Source organism: Thioalkalivibrio versutus (genome assembly GCF_001020955.1).
Taxonomy (GTDB): domain Bacteria; phylum Pseudomonadota; class Gammaproteobacteria; order Ectothiorhodospirales; family Ectothiorhodospiraceae; genus Thioalkalivibrio; species Thioalkalivibrio versutus.
This window is the reverse complement of sequence record NZ_CP011367.1, coordinates 1,710,072-1,726,577: the sequence shown is the minus strand read 5'-3', so window position 1 is coordinate 1,726,577 and position 16,506 is coordinate 1,710,072. Positions and strand designations below refer to the sequence as shown.

At 64.9% G+C, this 16,506-nt stretch carries 19 protein-coding genes and 1 tRNA gene; 15 read left to right on the top strand and 5 right to left on the bottom strand.

The window, feature by feature from the left end; genetic code table 11:
- Window positions 1-12 precede the first annotated feature (12 nt).
- On the bottom strand, window positions 13-945 hold the full coding sequence (locus TVD_RS08025) for an AraC family transcriptional regulator (protein WP_047251299.1): 933 nt from the start codon (window positions 943-945) through the stop codon (window positions 13-15).
- Window positions 946-1,160: 215 nt separating this feature from the next.
- Here TVD_RS08025 and TVD_RS08020 point away from each other — a divergent pair, with 215 nt between their 5' ends.
- From TVD_RS08020 to TVD_RS08005, 4 genes are all read left to right on the top strand, one after another.
- The gene (locus tag TVD_RS08020) at window positions 1,161-1,757 is read left to right on the top strand and encodes an HvfX family Cu-binding RiPP maturation protein (protein ID WP_476718448.1); all 597 of its coding nucleotides are present in this window, start codon (window positions 1,161-1,163) and stop codon (window positions 1,755-1,757) included.
- Between the two features lie 74 nt (window positions 1,758-1,831).
- On the top strand, window positions 1,832-2,128 hold the full coding sequence (locus tag TVD_RS08015; protein WP_047251297.1) for an HvfA family oxazolone/thioamide-modified RiPP metallophore: 297 nt from the start codon (window positions 1,832-1,834) through the stop codon (window positions 2,126-2,128).
- Complete coding sequence (locus TVD_RS08010; protein WP_047251296.1) at window positions 2,118-3,002, top strand: HvfB family MNIO-type RiPP peptide maturase; 885 nt, start codon at window positions 2,118-2,120, stop codon at window positions 3,000-3,002. The genes TVD_RS08015 and TVD_RS08010 overlap by 11 nt, the downstream gene beginning before the upstream one ends.
- Window positions 2,995-3,765 carry an HvfC family RiPP maturation protein gene (locus TVD_RS08005; RefSeq protein WP_047251295.1) on the top strand — a complete coding sequence of 257 codons (771 nt, stop codon included), beginning with the start codon at window positions 2,995-2,997 and terminating at the stop codon, window positions 3,763-3,765. Before TVD_RS08010 ends, TVD_RS08005 begins: the two co-directional genes overlap by 8 nt.
- Window positions 3,766-4,000: 235 nt before the next feature.
- Here the strand turns inward: TVD_RS08005 and TVD_RS08000 are convergent, their stop codons facing one another.
- Window positions 4,001-4,987 (bottom strand): serine/threonine protein kinase, encoded by a 987-nt coding sequence (locus TVD_RS08000; protein WP_047251294.1) that lies wholly within the window; start codon window positions 4,985-4,987, stop codon window positions 4,001-4,003.
- A 60-nt stretch (window positions 4,988-5,047) separates the two neighbouring features.
- Here TVD_RS08000 and TVD_RS07995 point away from each other — a divergent pair, with 60 nt between their 5' ends.
- The 11 genes from TVD_RS07995 to TVD_RS07945 all read left to right on the top strand — a co-directional run bounded on the left by TVD_RS07995 (window position 5,048) and on the right by TVD_RS07945 (window position 14,741).
- Window positions 5,048-5,752 carry a TVP38/TMEM64 family protein gene (locus TVD_RS07995; RefSeq protein ID WP_047251293.1) on the top strand — a complete coding sequence of 235 codons (705 nt, stop codon included), beginning with the start codon at window positions 5,048-5,050 and terminating at the stop codon, window positions 5,750-5,752.
- Window positions 5,753-5,914: 162 nt separating this feature from the next.
- On the top strand, window positions 5,915-6,901 hold the full coding sequence (locus tag TVD_RS07990) for an MBL fold metallo-hydrolase (protein WP_047251292.1): 987 nt from the start codon (window positions 5,915-5,917) through the stop codon (window positions 6,899-6,901).
- 150 nt (window positions 6,902-7,051) lie between these two features.
- Entirely contained in the window at window positions 7,052-8,968 is a 1,917-nt protein-coding gene (gene thrS, locus TVD_RS07985) for a threonine--tRNA ligase (RefSeq protein ID WP_047251291.1), read from the top strand.
- A gap of 22 nt (window positions 8,969-8,990) precedes the next feature.
- Entirely contained in the window at window positions 8,991-9,509 is a 519-nt protein-coding gene (gene infC / locus TVD_RS07980; protein WP_077276933.1) for a translation initiation factor IF-3, read from the top strand.
- Window positions 9,510-9,611: 102 nt separating this feature from the next.
- On the top strand, window positions 9,612-9,809 hold the full coding sequence (gene rpmI / locus TVD_RS07975) for a 50S ribosomal protein L35 (protein ID WP_017942014.1): 198 nt from the start codon (window positions 9,612-9,614) through the stop codon (window positions 9,807-9,809).
- Between the two features lie 20 nt (window positions 9,810-9,829).
- On the top strand, window positions 9,830-10,189 hold the full coding sequence (gene rplT / locus TVD_RS07970; protein WP_018145454.1) for a 50S ribosomal protein L20: 360 nt from the start codon (window positions 9,830-9,832) through the stop codon (window positions 10,187-10,189).
- A gap of 189 nt (window positions 10,190-10,378) precedes the next feature.
- Window positions 10,379-11,407: a phenylalanine--tRNA ligase subunit alpha gene (gene pheS / locus TVD_RS07965; protein WP_018145455.1), complete on the top strand. Its 1,029-nt coding sequence runs from the start codon at window positions 10,379-10,381 to the stop codon at window positions 11,405-11,407.
- Complete coding sequence (pheT, locus tag TVD_RS07960; protein ID WP_047251290.1) at window positions 11,407-13,770, top strand: phenylalanine--tRNA ligase subunit beta; 2,364 nt, start codon at window positions 11,407-11,409, stop codon at window positions 13,768-13,770. The genes pheS and pheT overlap by 1 nt, the downstream gene beginning before the upstream one ends.
- Window positions 13,771-13,773: 3 nt before the next feature.
- Complete coding sequence (locus tag TVD_RS07955; protein ID WP_018140932.1) at window positions 13,774-14,073, top strand: integration host factor subunit alpha; 300 nt, start codon at window positions 13,774-13,776, stop codon at window positions 14,071-14,073.
- Window positions 14,057-14,413 carry a MerR family transcriptional regulator gene (locus TVD_RS07950; RefSeq protein WP_018140933.1) on the top strand — a complete coding sequence of 119 codons (357 nt, stop codon included), beginning with the start codon at window positions 14,057-14,059 and terminating at the stop codon, window positions 14,411-14,413. The genes TVD_RS07955 and TVD_RS07950 overlap by 17 nt, the downstream gene beginning before the upstream one ends.
- A 251-nt stretch (window positions 14,414-14,664) precedes the next feature.
- A tRNA-Pro gene (locus TVD_RS07945) sits at window positions 14,665-14,741 on the top strand.
- A 77-nt stretch (window positions 14,742-14,818) separates the two neighbouring features.
- Here TVD_RS07945 and TVD_RS07940 read toward each other — a convergent pair.
- From TVD_RS07940 to flgM, 3 genes are all read right to left on the bottom strand, one after another.
- Complete coding sequence (locus tag TVD_RS07940; RefSeq protein ID WP_019568523.1) at window positions 14,819-15,535, bottom strand: flagellar brake protein; 717 nt, start codon at window positions 15,533-15,535, stop codon at window positions 14,819-14,821.
- Window positions 15,536-15,617: 82 nt separating this feature from the next.
- Window positions 15,618-16,103 (bottom strand): flagella synthesis protein FlgN, encoded by a 486-nt coding sequence (locus TVD_RS07935; protein WP_047251289.1) that lies wholly within the window; start codon window positions 16,101-16,103, stop codon window positions 15,618-15,620.
- Window positions 16,104-16,118: 15 nt separating this feature from the next.
- On the bottom strand, window positions 16,119-16,433 hold the full coding sequence (gene flgM / locus TVD_RS07930; RefSeq protein ID WP_018938525.1) for a flagellar biosynthesis anti-sigma factor FlgM: 315 nt from the start codon (window positions 16,431-16,433) through the stop codon (window positions 16,119-16,121).
- Window positions 16,434-16,506 lie beyond the last annotated feature (73 nt).

The window sequence follows — 16,506 nt, the reverse complement described above, 5'->3', positions numbered from 1 at the left end:
GAGTTTTGGCAGTCAAGCCTGGCCGGCACCGAGCCGGCGCAGTAGCTGCCGGATGCGCCCCGGCCCGAAACCGTGCACCCGCTTGAAGGCCTTGCGAAAGGCCGCCTCCGAGGTATAGCCCACCGCGTCCATCACGCCCGCGACTGACTCCCGCCCGTCACGTAGCAGGCGTTCCGCCAGGACCATCCGCCACTGGGTCAGGTAGTCGATGGGCGTCTGGCCGACCAGCGCATGAAAGCGCTCCGCGAAGCTGCTGCGCGACATGGCCGCCTCGCTGGCCAGCCCCTCCAGGGTCCAGGCCGCCTCCGGCTGGGCGTGCAGGGCATCCAGTGCCCGCCGGATGCGGTCGTCGGCCAGGGCGGCGATCAGCGATCCCTCCGAGTGTTCGCGTTGCGAGCAGATGTGATGGCGCACGGCCATCACGAACAGGGTGTCCGCCAGGCGGTCCAGCACCGGCCGATAGCCGGAGGAGCGCTCCGCGAGTTCGATGTTCATCAGGTCCGCCAGGTGTGACAGCCGGTCGCCGGATTCGCGGCGGCGGATGATGATGTGATCGGGGAGCGCGGCCAGGATCGGGTTGCGGCGGCCTGAATCGAACTCGAAGTGGCCGCACAGGAGCTGGGTGACCGGGATATCCGGCGGATCCTCGCCTTCCACCAGCGTCAGATGGTTGTCGCGGTCGGGTACGGTGTCGCGGCTGGACATCAGGTGCCAGTCATCATGCGGCAGCAAGAGAAGATCGCCGGCCTCCATCCAGACGGGGGCCATCGCCTCCATGTGCAGATAGCATCCGCCTTCCCCCACCAGGTGAAAGCTGGCATTCCCCGAGCCCGACGTGCTGAGCTGCCACTCCCCGCACAGGCGCGGGTTGGTGTCGATGCGGGCACGCAGGTTGTAGGCGGCCAGAACCGTCGACAGCACGTCTTCGTGGGGGCTGATGTCCATCAAACCTTCCTTTTGCCTGTTCCTGTTGGTTCTTCACCTTAGACCTTTGGGCGCCCGGTTGCCGGGCGCCACGGGCCTCTCCCCGTGGTCCCGGACGATCGGACATAAAAGCCGGCGGATCACCCCGCGTACAGCGTGAGCCCGAGGTCTAGGCTTTATACCCAGTAGGAGGGGAAAAGGAGATCAGGACGATGGCTGCGACTGGAACCTTGGCAGTGCGCTTGCAGGGTTGGCTGGACTGGACGCGAGGCGCGGACTTCCTGGCGCCCCTGCTGTTGCGGCTCTACCTCGCCCCGGTGTTCTGGATGGCGGGGACCAACAAGCTGGACGGGATCCTGCCGAAAGAGAACGTGGTGATGTGGTACGGCAACGCGGACTGGGGGCTGGGCATGCCCTTCCCCTATCTGATGGTGATGCTGTCGGCGTATGCCGAGGTGCTGGGTGCGCTCGCGTTGCTGCTCGGACTGGCGACGCGCTGGTTCTCGATCCCGCTGATGATCACGATGGTGGTGGCGGCCGTGACCGTGCATCTGGAACACGGGTGGCAGCGGATCTCCGACCCGATGATGTGCCTGTTCAACTGTTCCGGGATCGAGGAGGCACAGATGCGCCTGGATCGCGCCAAGTCCATTTTGCAGGAGCACGGCAACTACAATTGGCTGACCGAGACCGGAAACTTCGCGATTGTGAACAACGGGATCGAGATGGCCGCGACCTTCTTCGTGATGCTGCTGGTCCTGTTCTTCTGGGGAGCGGGACGTTATGTCAGCATCGACTATTACATCCGTCGGAGGATGATGAGCAGGGGATGAGTCCAAGAGCTGTTTCAGCAGCCATTACACAACGGGTCCAGCGGATCCATCATCGCAACACGAGGAGTACGACCATGAAGAACGAACTGTTTTCCACCAAGACCCTGGCCGGTGCCGTCGGCACGGCGGCGATCGGCGTGGCCATGTCCACCAGCCCGGTGTTCGCATCGGCTGACCTGAACCAAGGCTATCAGCAGGGCGGCCAGTCGCCGCTGATGCTGGCCGAGGGTTCCTGTGGCGAAGGCACTTGTGGTGACGCGAGCGATACCAAGGACAGTGAAGGCAGCTGTGGCGAAGGCGCCGATGGGGGCTCGGACGGCGACGAGAAGGATTCCGAAGGCGCCTGTGGTGAGGGGACCTGTGGCGGCTAAGGTCGTCCACCCTGCCAACCCGGCCCGCGTTAGTGGTGCCGGGCTCGGCTTGCGGCGGGCCCTGCTGGGCCCGCTGGCCGAGGCCCCGGAGGCGACGGAACGCCTGGGGTTCTTCGAGGCGGCACCGGAAAACTGGATGCACCTGGGCGGACGCCTGGGCCGCATCTTTCGCGAATACACCGAGGCCCAGCCCTTCGTCTGCCACGGGCTGTCTCTCGACATCGGCGGGCCGCGCCCGCTGGACAAGACCTTCCTGCAGGACCTGCGTTCCTTCCTGGATACCCACGGTATCGAGGATTACAGCGAGCACCTCTCCGCCTGTGGCGACGGCCAGGGGCATCTGTACGACCTGATGCCGATCCCGTTTACCGAGGAGGCAGTACGCTATGTTGCCGATCGGGTGCGCCAGGTGCAGGACATCCTCGGGCGCCGGATGGCGCTGGAGAATGTGTCCTATTACACCCCGGTGGGCGCCGAACTGGACGAGATCACCTTCGTCCGGGCCGTGCTGGAGGAGGCCGACTGCGACCTCCTGCTCGACGTGAACAACATCGTTGTCAACAGCATCAATCACGGCTACGAACCGACCGAGTTCCTGGATGCAATGCCGCTGGAACGGGTGCGCTACCTGCACATTGCCGGGCACGAGGAGGAGGCCCCGGACCTGCGGGTCGACACCCATGGCCAGCCGATCTGCTCCGATGTCTGGGCGCTGCTGGAGGCCACCTATGCGCGCATCGGGCCCGTGCCGACCCTGCTCGAGCGCGACTTCAACTTTCCGCCGGTGGAGGAACTGCTGGCGGAGACCGACCGGATTCGGGATCTGCAGTTGCGCGCGCGCGCCGGCCAGGAAGAGCCGCTCCTGCATGCCTGAGGCGGATTTCCAGCAGGTGCAGGAGGCATTCGCGCGGCACTTGCGTGACCCGGAGCGCTATCCGCCCCCGGAGGGGATCGAGAGCCGGCGCCTGGCGATCTACCGGCGTCTGTTCTTCAACAACGTGGCGAACCTGCTGGCCAGGGGGTTCCCGGTCCTGCGGGGACTGCTGGAGGCGGCCGCCTGGGAACAGCTGGTACGCGACTTCTATCGCGATCATGGCAGCGAAACGCCGTACTTTCCGCAGCTGGCGGCGGAGTTCGTGCGCTACCTGGCGGAGGAACGCCCGGCGCAGCCCGGCGATCTGCCCTTCCTGGCCGAGCTGGCCCACTACGAGCGGGTGGAGACCGAACTGGTCTATGCGGATGCCACGCCGCCTCCGGAAGTCGAGCCGGATGGCGACCTGATGATTCAGGTTCCGGTGTTTTCCCAGGCCGCGCGGCTGCTGGCCTACGAGTACCCGGTGCATCGGATCGGGGCCGACTTCCAGCCGGATCAACCGGGAGAGGTGCCCACCTACCTGCTGGCGTACCGCACCGGGGAGGAGCGGGTGCGGTTTGCCGAGCTGAACCCGCTCGGCGCCCGGCTGCTGTGGCGGGTGATCGAGACACCGGCGACCGGCGATGAACAGATCCGCCGGGTGGCCGGCGATTTCGGGCTGGAACGGTCGGACGAGCTGGTGGCAAGTGGGCGCCGGTTGCTGGAGCACTACCGCGGGCTGGGTGCCATTTTGGGGACCCGGACTGACCGCGCATCCGCCTGAGGCGGAGGGACCGGACGCGCGCGTCGCAGACCCGGACGCCCGGGCATGGGCAACGAACGTCCAGGGCAGCCGCAAGGGAAGCAGGAAGTCGCTGTCCCCCAGGCGCCACCGGATATGGGCGCAGTTGCCTCGGTACAGCGGTGCCATTGTCTCTTTGCTGATGGCGCTCTCGTGCCTCGATGACACCCGTGACTCGGTGCTGGAGCGGATCCGGAACCTGCGGTGAGACGGGGCCTCAGTAACCCAGGTCGAGGGCGGGTTCGTCGAGGGCGGCGGCCTGCTCGCGCAGGGTGAGGATGTGATCCTCCCAGAAGCGCGGCGTGTAGAAGATCGGGAAGCCGTCGACAAAGGCCGGGTCGTCGGCGCGCCGGGCCAGCCAGGCGGCGTGGCGCAGGATGCGCAGGGTGCGTAGCGGGGCGATCAGCCCGAGCTGGCGGCGATCCAGCGGTACGAAGGTCTCGTAGCCCTCCAACAGGGCCTGCATCTGCCAGGCCATCTCGGGCGGTTCGCCGGACAGGAACATCCACAGGTCCTGCATGGCGGGGCCGGTACAGGCGTCGTCCAGGTCGACAAAGTGCGGGCCGTCGTCGGTCCACAGGATGTTGCCGGGGTGGGTGTCGCCGTGCAGGCGCAGCTGTGGGACCGGGCCGATCGTGTCGAGGTCCCGCTGGATCCGCCCCAGGAGGTCGGCGCTGAGATCGCGGTACACGGATTCCAGCTCCAGGGGCAGATAGCCGGAGTCGAGCACGGCCTGGCGTGCCTCCTCGCCACGCGGGACGGGATCGAGCACGGGCCGCTCGTGAAAGCGGGCGGCACGTCCGACCTCGTGGATGCGGGCGATGAAGCGGCCGATGCGGACCAGGGTGTCGCGCTGTTCCAGATCCGGTGCGCGACCGCCGCAGCGCGGGTAGACGGCGAACATGAACCCGGCGTGATCGTGCAGGGTTTCGCCTTCAGGATCGGCCAGAGGGGCGACTACCGGGATCTCGCGGCTTGCAAGTTCCTGGCTGAAGCCGTGTTCCTCGCGGATGGCGGCGGGTGTCCAGCGTTGCGGACGATAGAACTTGGCGATGACCGGTGTGGTGTCCTCGATGCCGACCTGGTAGACGCGGTTCTCGTAGCTGTTGAGGGCCAACAGGCGCCCGTCGCAGCGCAGACCGGTTGTTTCCACCGCGTCGAGGATGACACCGGGTTTCAGTTCGTCGTAGGGATGTGCATGCATGCTTGCAGTGTACGGGTTTGCCGCGCATCGTTCCGGCAAAGTGACCGCGAGGAGTCGCGCTTGAATCGCTATTACTGGGGGTTGGTTGTCGCCCTGGTGGGTCTCGTCGCCGTCTGGCTGGTGGTTGCGATGGGGCCGGGTCTGGATCTGAAGACCCTGCAGGTCGCGCGCCTGCAGGTGGAGGACTGGCGGGTCGCGCACCCGTTCGTCACGGCCTGGGTGTTCTTCCTGTTGTACATGGTGGTGGCCGCCTTTTCGGTGCCGGGGATCGTGGTGATGACCCTGGCCGGCGGTGCCCTGTTTGGCGTGGTCTGGGGCACCGTGCTGTCGTCGCTGGCTTCGACGCTGGGGGCGACCCTGACCTTTGTGGTGGCGCGGGCGCTGGCGCGCGATGCTGTTCAGCGTCGTTACAAGCACCAACTTAGGCGCATCAATGCCGGCTTTGAGCGCGAGGGCGCGTTCTACCTGTTCGCGCTGCGGATGATTCCGGTGTTCCCGTTCCTGTTGATCAACGCCGGGATGGGCCTGTTGCCGATCCGGATCTGGACATATTTCTGGGTATCACTCGTGGGGATGCTGCCGGCCACGGCGGTGTTCGCGAATGCCGGGACGCAGTTGGGGCGGCTTGATGGCATCGAGGGCATTCTCTCGCCGGTGCTGGTCCTGTCCCTGGTTGCCACGGGGCTTTTTCCGCTCCTGGCGCGGTGGCTGGTGAATGCCGTGCGCCGCAGGCGGGGTCGATTGGAGAACCCGGACACGGACTAAGACGCACGCAGTATCTGCCATCGCGTATATAATAGGGTTTACCGTTGGGAGGCGGCCGTGGAGCGCGCACCGCCGGACACAATCTCGAGTTTCAACGAACGATCCCGTCACATATTGCGTGCGCTGTCCGACTCGGGGCGCGAACGACACAAGGAGTTTTCCATGACATTGAATGTTTTGTTGCGCCAGGGTCAGGTGGCCTTCCTCGCGCTGGGCCTGATCGGCTTCGGCATGGCCGCCGTGCAGGCGGAGGAAGCGTCGCTGGATCGTCCGATCGAGAAGGTGCTGGAGCCGATTCAGCTGACCGACCGGGTTCATTACTTCTACGGCTCGCTCGAGAACCGCACGCCGACCAATCTCGGTTTCACCAATAACACCGGCTTCGTGGTGACCGACGAAGGCGTGGTGTTGATCGATTCGGGGCCGAGCTACCAGGTCGCCCAGCGCATGGAGAAGGCGATTGCCGGGGTCACCGACAAGCCAATCACGCACGTGATCTCGGTGGGCAGCCAGGACCACCGCTGGCTGGGCAACGGCTACTTCCACGAGCAGGGGGCGGAGCTGGTTGCGCTGCAGCGGACCGCGAGCACCCAGGCCGATCGTGGGGAGGGGCAGATCGCCTCGCTGGCTAACTCCGTGGGCGAAGAGGCGATGGAGGGCACCCAGCCGGTTCCTGCACCGAACCCCATCGATGCCGATGAATACACGCTGACCGTCGGCGGTGTGGACTTCGAGCTGATCTATGCCGGGGATGCCCACTTCCCGGGCGACATCATGGTTCACCTTCCGGGCGAGGACGTCGTCTTTACCGGTGACATCGTCTACACCGAGCGCATGCTGGGCATCCATCCCTTCAGCAATCCAGTGGAGAAGCTCGAGGCCTTCCGGCACCTGGAATCCATCGATCCGGATATCGTCGTGCCGGGGCACGGCCGCGCGACCGATATGGCCGAGGCACGCCAGGATACGGGTGATTACCTGGAACTCCTGGTGCGCGAGGTGACGGCAGGCATCGAGGACTGGGAATCGCTGGGCGAGGTGGTCGACCGCCTGGCGGATCTGGAACAGTTCAAGCACCTGCGCCACTACGATGACTGGCACCGCCCGAACGTGAACCGGACCTACCTGTTCATCGAAGGCAACATGTAACAACCGCACGGTAATCCCGGTCACAGCCCGGGAGATCTGCCGACGGCGCGGGGCACATGGTATGCTTCGCGCCGTTGTCGTTTCCGGCAACTCCAAATTTCTGATACGCGACGTTCGACCCCGCGTATGGGTCGGCGAAGGAGCCTCGCAATGCCCGCAATAACCCTCCCCGACGGCAGCCGCCGCGAGTTCGATCACCCGGTCACCGTGCTGGACGTGGCGAAGGACATCGGTCCCGGCCTGGCCAAGGCCACCCTGGCCGGCAAGGTCGATGGCGAACTGGTCGATGCCCGCCACGAGATCGACACGGACGCCGCGCTGGCGATCGTGACCGACCGCGACCCGGAAGGGGTGGAGATCATCCGGCATTCGACCGCGCACCTGATGGCGCAGGCGGTCAAGCAGCTGTTTCCCGACGCGCAGGTGACCATCGGCCCGACCATCGAGAACGGCTTCTACTACGACTTCGCCTATGACCGCGGCTTTACGCCGGAGGATCTGGAGAAGATCGAGAAGCGCATGAAGGAACTGGCCAAGCAGGACCTGCCGGTGGAGCGCTCGCTGATGGATCGCGACGAGGCGGTGAAGTACTTCCGCGACATGGGCGAGGCGTACAAGGCCGAGATCATCGCGAGCATCCCGCAGGGGGAGAACATCTCGCTGTACAAGCAGGGCGACTTTGTCGATCTCTGCCGGGGCCCGCATATCCCGTCCACCGGCAAGCTGAAGGCCTTCAAGCTGACCAAGGTGGCCGGCGCCTACTGGCGCGGCGACTCCGACAACGAGATGCTGACGCGTATCTACGGTACCGCCTGGCCGAACAAGGACCAGCTGAAGGAGCATCTGGATCGGCTGAAGGAAGCCGAGCGCCGCGATCATCGCAAGATCGGTCAGGAGCTGGATCTGTTCTCGATCCAGGACGAGGCCGGTGGTGGCCTGGTGTTCTGGCACCCGAAGGGCGCCCGCATCCGCCGCGAGATCGAGAAGTACTGGTACGACATGCACGAGAAGGCCGGTTACGACTTCGTGGTCTCGCCGCATATCGCGAACCTGGAGCTGTGGAAGACCTCCGGCCACGCGGATTTCTACGCCGAGTCCATGTACGAGCCGATGGAGGACGAGCACCAGTCCTTCCAGCTCAAGCCGATGAATTGCCCGTTCCACGTGCTGATGTACAAGGACCGGCTGCATTCCTACCGCGACCTGCCGCTGCGCTGGGCGGAGATGGGCACGGTGTACCGCCGCGAGATGTCCGGTGCGCTGCACGGGCTGATGCGCGTGCGCGGGTTTACCCAGGACGATGCCCACATCTTCTGCCGCGAGGACCAGATCGAGGCCGAGGTCATGGGCGTGATCGACCTGACCCTCGAGGTTCTGCAGACCTTCGGCTTCGAGAAGTTCGACGTGAACCTGTCGACCAAGCCCGAGGATGCGGTCGGGTCGGATGAAATCTGGGAACACGCGACCGCTTCGCTGCGCTCGGCGATCGAGAAGAAGGGCCTGGAATACTCGGTGGACGAGGGCGGCGGTGCCTTCTACGGTCCGAAGATCGATATCAAGATCCATGACGCGATCGGCCGCGAATGGCAATGCTCCACGGTGCAGCTGGACTTCAATCTGCCCGAGCGTTTCGACATGGAATACGTCGCCGAGGACAACGAGCGACGCCGTCCGATCATGATCCACCGCGCGCTGCTAGGCTCGGTGGAACGCTTCTTCGGCGTGCTGATCGAACACTATGCCGGACACTTCCCGGCGTGGCTGGCCCCGGTGCAGGCCGAGGTGCTGACCATTACCGAAAGGCAGGACGAATACGCCCGCGAGGTCACGAAGACACTGCGCGCGATGGGGTTCCGGGTCGAGGCCGACTTGAGAAACGAGAAGATCGGCTTTAAGATTCGCGAGCACACGCTCAAGCGCGTGCCGTACCTGCTGGTCCTTGGAGACAAGGAGATGGAAAATGGGCAGGTGGCGGTGCGTACGCGGAGCGGGGAAGACCTCGGCGTGATGCGCCTTGAGGACTTCGGCGAACGCCTCCGGGAGGAGGTCGGCAGTCGCCAACACTGAACCCTGAACTGGAGAGAAGGCTATTAGCGCAGCGAAAACGGTCCGCCTGAACGATCAGATCACGAGTCCGCAGATCCGACTGATCGACGCCGAAGGCGAGAATCGCGGTGTCTGCAGCACTGCAGAGGCCCTGGAAATGGCCCAGGAAGGTGGTCTGGACCTGGTCGAGATCTCGCCGAATGCCGAGCCGCCCGTGGCCCGGATCATGGATTACGGGAAGTTCAAGTTCGAGCAGGCGAAGAAGGCGCAGGAAGCCAAGAAGAAGCAGAAGCAGATCCAGATCAAGGAAGTGAAGTTTCGTCCGGGTACGGACGAGGGCGACTACAACGTCAAGCTTCGCAACCTGCGCCGCTTCATCGAGGCCGGTGACAAGGGCAAGGTGACCATCCGCTTCCGCGGGCGCGAGATGCGCCACCAGGAACTGGGTGGCGAGCTGCTCGACAAGGTCGAGAAAGACATGGCCGACATCGCGATCGTGGAACAGCGGCCGAAGATGGAAGGACGCCAGATGATCATGGTGCTGACGGGCAAGAAGAAGTAAGTCCGTCAGACGACAAGGGCGATCGGGTTTCCGCATACCCGCATCGCTTTTTCATAAACGGTCGGCCCGCAGTGGGTACGGCCCAAAATGCCGGAGAGAGTAATGCCGAAGATCAAGACCAATCGGGGTGCGGCCAAGCGCTTCACCCGTACCGGGTCGGGGAAGTTCAAGCGGTTCCAGTCGCACCGCAGCCACATCCTGACCAAGAAGCCTACCAAGCGTAAGCGTCACCTGCGCAGTCCGGCGATGGTGCACGAGTCGGATGCCCCGGCCGTGCGCAAGCTGCTGCCGTACCGTTGAACTGACCGAGGAATCGAGACATGCCACGAGTCAAGCGCGGTGTAACCGCTCACGCCCGTCACAAGAAAGTCCTGAAGCAAGCCAAGGGCTACTACGGCGCCCGGAAGAACGTCTTCCGTGTTGCCAACCAGGCCGTCATCAAGGCTGGTCAGTATGCCTACCGTGACCGTCGCCAGAAGAAGCGTCAGTTCCGGTCGCTGTGGATCGTCCGCATCAATGCGGCGGCCCGTCAGTTCGATCTCTCCTACAGCCGTTTGATGAACGGTTTGAACAAGGCGGAGATTGATATCGACCGCAAGACCCTGGCCGATCTGGCCGTGCACGACCTGACCGCGTTCGGCAAGATCGCGGAGAAGGCCAAGGCTGCACTGCCGGCCTGAGCCGCAGGGCCTGAAGGACTGCCCGTCGGCGGTGTGCCGGCGGGTCCCGAGAAGGGAGGGTCGATGCCCTCCCTTTTTTGTTTCGGGAACAGGAAACGAGGCGCCTGCAAGGCAGCGGCCCGCACTCGGGGGCCGCTGCCTTGCAGGCGAATAGGGGGCCGGGGAGGCCCGTACCAGTCGGGGGAAGTCGTGGAACAACTGCAACAGCTGGTCGCCGAGGCGCGCGAGCGCGTCGAAGGGGCCACGGACCTGAAGGCGCTGGACGAGGTCCGGGTGCACTATCTCGGCAAGAAGGGCGCACTCACGGCACAGCTCAAGGAGCTGGGCAAGCTACCGGCGGAGGAACGGCCGGCGGCGGGGCAGAAAGTGAACGAGGCCAAGACCGAGGTCGCCGGCCTGATCGAGTCGCGCAAGGAGGCCCTGGCGCAGAGCGCACTGGCGGAACAGCTGGCGGGCGAACAGGTCGACGTGACCCTGCCGGGGCGGCGTCAGGCCGATGGCGCGCTGCACCCCATTACACAAACCCTGGAACGCATCGAGACCTTCTTTGCCGGGTTGGGCTTTCGCGTGGCCGAGGGCCCCGAGGTGGAAGATGACTTCCACAACTTCGAGGCCCTGAACATCCCCGAGCATCACCCGGCGCGGGCGATGCACGACACCTTCTACTTTGATGCCCACCGCGTGCTGCGCACGCATACCTCGCCGGTGCAGATCCGCACCATGGAACAGGAGCGCCCGCCGCTGCGCGTGATCGCGCCAGGGCGCGTGTATCGCTGCGATTCGGATCTGACGCATAGCCCGATGTTCCACCAGGTGGAAGGGCTTTGCGTGGATACGGACATCACGTTCGCGGATCTGCGCGGCGTGTTGAGTGCATTTCTGCAGGCCTTCTTTGATCGGGACGATCTGGCCACGCGCTTTCGGCCGTCGTACTTCCCGTTCACCGAGCCGTCGGCCGAGGTCGACATCCAGTGCGTGCACTGCGGCGGTGACGGCTGCCGCGTTTGCAGCCACACCGGCTGGCTGGAGGTGATGGGCTGCGGGATGGTGCACCCCAACGTGCTGGGTCACGTGGGGATCGACGCCGAGCAGTACACCGGCTTTGCCTTTGGCCTGGGCGTCGAACGCATGGCGATGCTGCGGCATGGCGTGAACGACCTCCGGCTGTTCTTCGACAACGATATCCGCTTCATCGGGCAATTCGGGCAGACAGGCTAATGCGTATCAGTGTGCAGTGGCTGCAGGAATGGCTGCAGATCGACGAGACCCCGGAACAACTGGGCCATCGCCTGACCATGGCGGGTCTGGAACTGGATGCGATGGAAGCGGCGGCGCCCGCGTTCAGTGGGGTGCGGGTGGGCCACGTGGTGGCAGTCGATCCGCACCCGGATGCGGACCGCCTGCGCGTGTGCCGGGTCGAAGCGGGCGAGGCGGAGCCGCTGACCATCGTCTGTGGCGCGCCCAACGTGCATGAAGGCATGCGGGCGCCGGTGGCGGTGATCGGTGCGGTATTGCCCGGCGATTTCCGTATCAAGCGCTCCAAGCTGCGCGGCGTGGCTTCCGAGGGCATGCTCTGCTCCGCTCGCGAGCTTGGCCTGGCAGACGATGCCGAAGGCCTGATGTCGCTGCCGGCGACGCTGGAGGCCGGCCAGGACCTGCGTGAGGCGCTGGGGCTGGACGACACCATCCTGGAAGTGGACCTGACGCCGAACCGGGCCGATTGCCTGGGCATGCGCGGGATTGCGCGGGAGTGCTCGGCATTGCTGGACCGGCCGCTGCATGCCCCGGCGATGCCGGCCGTGGACGTCGCCAGCGATGCCCGGGTGAGCGTGATCATCGAGAATCCGGAGGCCTGCCCCTTGTATGCCGCACGGGTGCTGGAGGGTCTGGACGCCAAGGCCGCGACGCCGCTGTGGATGACCGAACGCCTGCGCCGTGCCGGGGTGCGCCCGCTGAGCGCGATCGTGGATGTGACGAACTACGTGATGCTGGAACTGGGCCAGCCACTGCATGCCTTTGATGCCGATCGCACGGGCGCCCCGATCCAGGTGCGCCAGGGCAAACAGGGGGAAACTCTGACGCTGCTCGGAGGCGACCAGACGGTGAAATTGTCGCCGCAGGATCTGGTCATTGCGGGTGATGACGGCCCCCTGGCGCTGGCCGGAGTGATGGGCGGCGCCGCCAGCGCGGTCGATGCCAGCAGCACCACCCGCGTGATCCTCGAATGTGCGCATTTCGCACCGCGCGCCCTGGCCGGTCGGGCGCGGGCCCACGGCCTGCATACCGATGCCTCCCACCGTTTCGAGCGGGGTGTCGACCCGACCCTGGTCCCGCAGGCGGTGGAACGCGCGACCCAGCTTCTGCTGGAACTCTGCGGCGGGCAGTGTGGCCCGGTCGAGCAAGTGGGCGCGACGCCGGCGTCCCATGCGGAACAGGCGATCGTCCTGCGCCCGGATCGTGTCCAGCGCTTGCTTGGGGTGACCCTAGAGGCTTCCGAGGTCGAGCGGATCCTGGAGGCACTGGACTGCCGCATCGAAACGAGCGCGAGCGGCTGGTCGGTACGTGCCCCGCGGGCCCGATTCGACCTCGAACGCGAGGAGGATCTGATCGAAGAGCTGGCCCGGGTGCACGGTTATGACGCCCTGCCGCAGACACTCCCGAAGCCGGTTGCGCCGGTGACGCCGGAGTCGGGTCTGCCGTCACTGCGCAACGGGCTTGCCCGCCAGGGCTTCCATGAGGTGATCAGCTTCAGTTTTATCGCTCGCGAGGCCGCCAGTGCGTTCTACCCGGACGTGGAGCCCCTGGCGCTGGCGAATCCCATTTCGTCCGACCTGGCGGTGATGCGCCCGGGGTTGTGGCCCGGGTTGGTGACCACTGCGGCCTACAACCAGGCGCGCCAGCAATCGGACCTGCGCCTGTTCGAGCATGGCCTGCGCTTTGTTCCGGATGCGTCCGGTCTGCGGCAGGAGCCGCGACTGGCCGGCCTGCTTGGCGGGAGGGTGGCTCCGGAGGCCTGGGAAGGCGAGGCGAAGAAGGTCGATTTCTTCGACGCCAAGGGCACCGTGGAAGGCCTGTGCGCACGCGTCACCGGTCCGCTCGGCTTTCGCGCGGAACGGCATCCGGCGCTGCATGACGGGCAATCCGCACGGGTACTGGTGGACGGGCAGCCGATCGGTTGGGTCGGGCGCCTGCACCCGGCGCTGTGCGAGCGCTTCGACGTGGAGCCGGTCTACCTGTTCGATCTGGACGCGACCGCCGTGGTGCACGCCCCGGTGGCGCAGTTCTCGCCGTTGTCGCCGTACCCGTCCATCCGTCGGGATCTGGCGCTGGTGGTGGCCGAGTCGGTGGCGGCGGGCGATGTGCTGGCGGCCATTGACGAGCTTGGCCTGGAGATCCTTCAGGACGTTCGCCTGTTCGATGTGTACCAGGGCAAAGGCTTGAATCCGGACGAAAAAAGCCTGGCTTTGGGCTTGATTTTACGGGCTTTTGATCGCACCCTAGGCGAACAGGACGTGGCTGGCGTCACCGACGCGGTGGTGCAGCATCTCCAGGCCCGGTTCAACGCAACCTTGAGACAATAGCCGATGGCAGCTGTAACCAAGGCGGATCTCGCCGCCGCGCTAAACGAGGAACTGGGTCTCAACAAGCGCGAGGCCAAGGAATTCGTCGAGATGTTCTTCGAGGAGATGCGGCAGTCGCTGGAGACCGGCGAGGGCGTGAAGCTTTCCGGGTTCGGGAATTTCATCCTGCGCGACAAGAACCAGCGGCCAGGGCGCAATCCGAAGACGGGCGAAGAGATTCCGGTCTCCGCGCGTCGTGTGGTGACCTTCCGGCCGGGACAGAAACTGCGCGAGCGGGTAGAGAGCTATGCTGGAGGCGAGTAACCACCAGGAACTGCCCGCCATCCCGGGCAAGCGCTACTTCACCATCGGCGAAGTCGCGGAGCTGTGCCAGGTCAAGCCGCATGTGCTGCGGTACTGGGAGCAGGAATTCCCGATGCTGGAGCCGGTCAAGCGGCGCGGCAACCGCCGCTACTACCAGCGTCAGGACGTGATCCTGATTCGTCAGATTCGCGCATTGCTGTACGAAGAGGGCTACACCATCAATGGTGCCCGTCAGAAGCTCTCCGGCGACGAAGCCAAGGGTGATCGTCAGCAGGCCCAGCAGATCATCCAGGACACCATCTCCGAGCTCGAGTCGGTTCTGCGCGTGTTGCGCGCCTGAGGCTCCGACCCTGCGGGGGTGGCTTCCGGGCGTTGTGTTGATGCGATTCGCTACGCTCGTCGCATCCTACGGTGTCCGTCTGAACCCAACTCCAATTCGAAATTCCCACTCTGTAGGATGCGATGAGCGTAGCGAATCGCATCAATACGCCACTCTCGGTGTACGTGGCACGAATGGTCCGCACGGATCTCGCAGCAATGGGGTGGCCGATGCTTTCGTGAAGGCGGGGAATCGGATATAGTTCGCGGCTTCGGGGCGTGGCGCAGTCTGGTAGCGCATCTGCATGGGGTGCAGAGGGTCGCAGGTTCAAATCCTGCCGTCCCGACCAAACAGGAATGATCAAAAAAGGCCGCTTGAAGCGGCCTTTTTTGTGTTCGGAGTTGCAGGTGGCGGCGTCGCCTGGGCTCAATCCATCGAGCGGCGGCGTGCCTCGCGCTGGTAATGGAGCAGGGCGATGTTGGTCTGGCGTTCCATCCACTGGGTCATTCCGACGATCTCGAAGCCTGCAAACTCAAAGCCATCACGCGTGCTGCGGCGACGGTTGGCCAGCCGCAGGTCCCCGGAAAGGCGTTCACTGACATCGGGGAGCAGGAGGTTCTCGAAGGCCAGGTTCGCCTGGTCCTCAAGCGCATCCAGAAGGGTGGTGGACAACTCGATGCACATGCCCTGGGCAGAGAGGTCGGCAACCTCGCCAATCACGGGATCCTTCCAGGCCTTTGCATGGAGTTCGATCTGAGGCCGCTGGGCCATCGGGATGTGCACGCGGAACGTTTCGCGGCGTTGCAGGTAGTACAGAGTTTCCGGATAGGTGCAGACGTAGAGCGCGCCTTTTTGCTCCTGCTCGATGCGTGTCACATGCGTGCCGAATCGCACTGCAACCCCGCGCAGCGCCGCGAAGACGCGCAAGTCCATGCCGGCCTGAACCTGCTGGTGCGCGCGAGGCGGGGTCAGCTCGTCGAGAAAGAGTTCCTTGGCGGCTGGGTCCAGACGGACCAGGGCCGAGGTGTACAGGGGGCCGTCGGTATCCACGCGAACGCTCACGACGGTGAGCTTGTGGTCGAGGTCCTTGAGGATGCCGGCAATCCGGTCCGGCTTATCGACGGTATAGTCCGTGTCGTCCATGCGTCCGAAGTGTTAGGAAGGTGTGAGGACGCAAGGTACTGGTGGATGCCGCGAAAAGCCAGCCTCCACCAGCATCGGCCTCTCAGGCCTGGGTGATCTGGCGTCCGCCGCGGTTTCCGGGCCGGGCGCGGCCATACGGGTCGTAGGTAGCCGCGGGGCCGGTTTCCTCGCCGCGAAGGATCTGCATGGAGAGTTCCACGCGCTGGCGGTCACGGTCGATCAGGCGCGCATTGCCCTGATTCAGAGTGTCGCAGCGTTCGATGGACTGGCGCAGGGCTTGCCACAGGTCGTTCAGTACGACGCCATCGTCCATCTTCGAGAACAGGCGCGCGACGCCCTCGGGGCTGAAGGCCTCGCCGGCGGCCTCGACCAGGCCTTGCTGGTTGCGGGTCTCGGTTTCCAGTTCATGCAGCAGGGTCTGCTTGCCGGTCACCACGTCCTGCAGCGTATCGGGTTGGCGCGCTTCGACCGCGCGCGTCTCCTTTAGCAGACTTTCTTCCAGCTGATGAGCCAGCCGGATTGAGGTCTCGAGCGAGCGTTGCAGTTTATGGTGCGCGTCGGCATTCATGGGCGATAGACCGGGTTAGCGCAGCAGGCTTTCGAGGTCGATCATGCGATCGGCCAGCTGCTGGTTGTCCACTGGATAGTTGCCGCTGGAGATCGCCTCGCGCAGTTCGGCAACGCGGGCGGCGTCGAAGGGGGCGGTGTCACCCGCGCCGGCCGCGGCATTCATTGCCTGGGCGGCCCCGGTGAGCGTGACCGAATCATTGTTTGCCGTCGATGCGTTACCGGAGGCCGGGGCACGGCTTGCCGTGTTGCCGGACTCGTCGCGACCCTTTACCCCGGGGTTCTGGCTGTCGGGGCGCAGGCTGTTCGTATTGAGGCCCTTGATATCCATGATGCCTTCCTGTCGTTGTAACTGTGCTGCAATTGTTTACGGCCAGCGTTGCTGAAACTGTAGGCCTCGGGGG

What these genes read in the sequence shown, in the direction of transcription:
- TVD_RS08025 (WP_047251299.1), bottom strand. Translation starts at nt 945, where the DNA reads ATGGACATCAGCCCCCACGAAGACGTGCTGTCGACGGTTCTGGCCGCC.
- TVD_RS08015 (WP_047251297.1), top strand. Translation starts at nt 1,832, where the DNA reads ATGAAGAACGAACTGTTTTCCACCAAGACCCTGGCCGGTGCCGTCGGC.
- TVD_RS08005 (WP_047251295.1), top strand. Translation starts at nt 2,995, where the DNA reads ATGCCTGAGGCGGATTTCCAGCAGGTGCAGGAGGCATTCGCGCGGCAC.
- TVD_RS08000 (WP_047251294.1), bottom strand. Translation starts at nt 4,987, where the DNA reads ATGCATGCACATCCCTACGACGAACTGAAACCCGGTGTCATCCTCGAC.
- TVD_RS07990 (WP_047251292.1), top strand. Translation starts at nt 5,915, where the DNA reads ATGACATTGAATGTTTTGTTGCGCCAGGGTCAGGTGGCCTTCCTCGCG.
- thrS (WP_047251291.1), top strand. Translation starts at nt 7,052, where the DNA reads ATGCCCGCAATAACCCTCCCCGACGGCAGCCGCCGCGAGTTCGATCAC.
- rpmI (WP_017942014.1), top strand. Translation starts at nt 9,612, where the DNA reads ATGCCGAAGATCAAGACCAATCGGGGTGCGGCCAAGCGCTTCACCCGT.
- rplT (WP_018145454.1), top strand. Translation starts at nt 9,830, where the DNA reads ATGCCACGAGTCAAGCGCGGTGTAACCGCTCACGCCCGTCACAAGAAA.
- pheT (WP_047251290.1), top strand. Translation starts at nt 11,407, where the DNA reads ATGCGTATCAGTGTGCAGTGGCTGCAGGAATGGCTGCAGATCGACGAG.
- TVD_RS07955 (WP_018140932.1), top strand. Translation starts at nt 13,774, where the DNA reads ATGGCAGCTGTAACCAAGGCGGATCTCGCCGCCGCGCTAAACGAGGAA.
- TVD_RS07950 (WP_018140933.1), top strand. Translation starts at nt 14,057, where the DNA reads ATGCTGGAGGCGAGTAACCACCAGGAACTGCCCGCCATCCCGGGCAAG.
- TVD_RS07940 (WP_019568523.1), bottom strand. Translation starts at nt 15,535, where the DNA reads ATGGACGACACGGACTATACCGTCGATAAGCCGGACCGGATTGCCGGC.
- TVD_RS07935 (WP_047251289.1), bottom strand. Translation starts at nt 16,103, where the DNA reads ATGAATGCCGACGCGCACCATAAACTGCAACGCTCGCTCGAGACCTCA.
- flgM (WP_018938525.1), bottom strand. Translation starts at nt 16,433, where the DNA reads ATGGATATCAAGGGCCTCAATACGAACAGCCTGCGCCCCGACAGCCAG.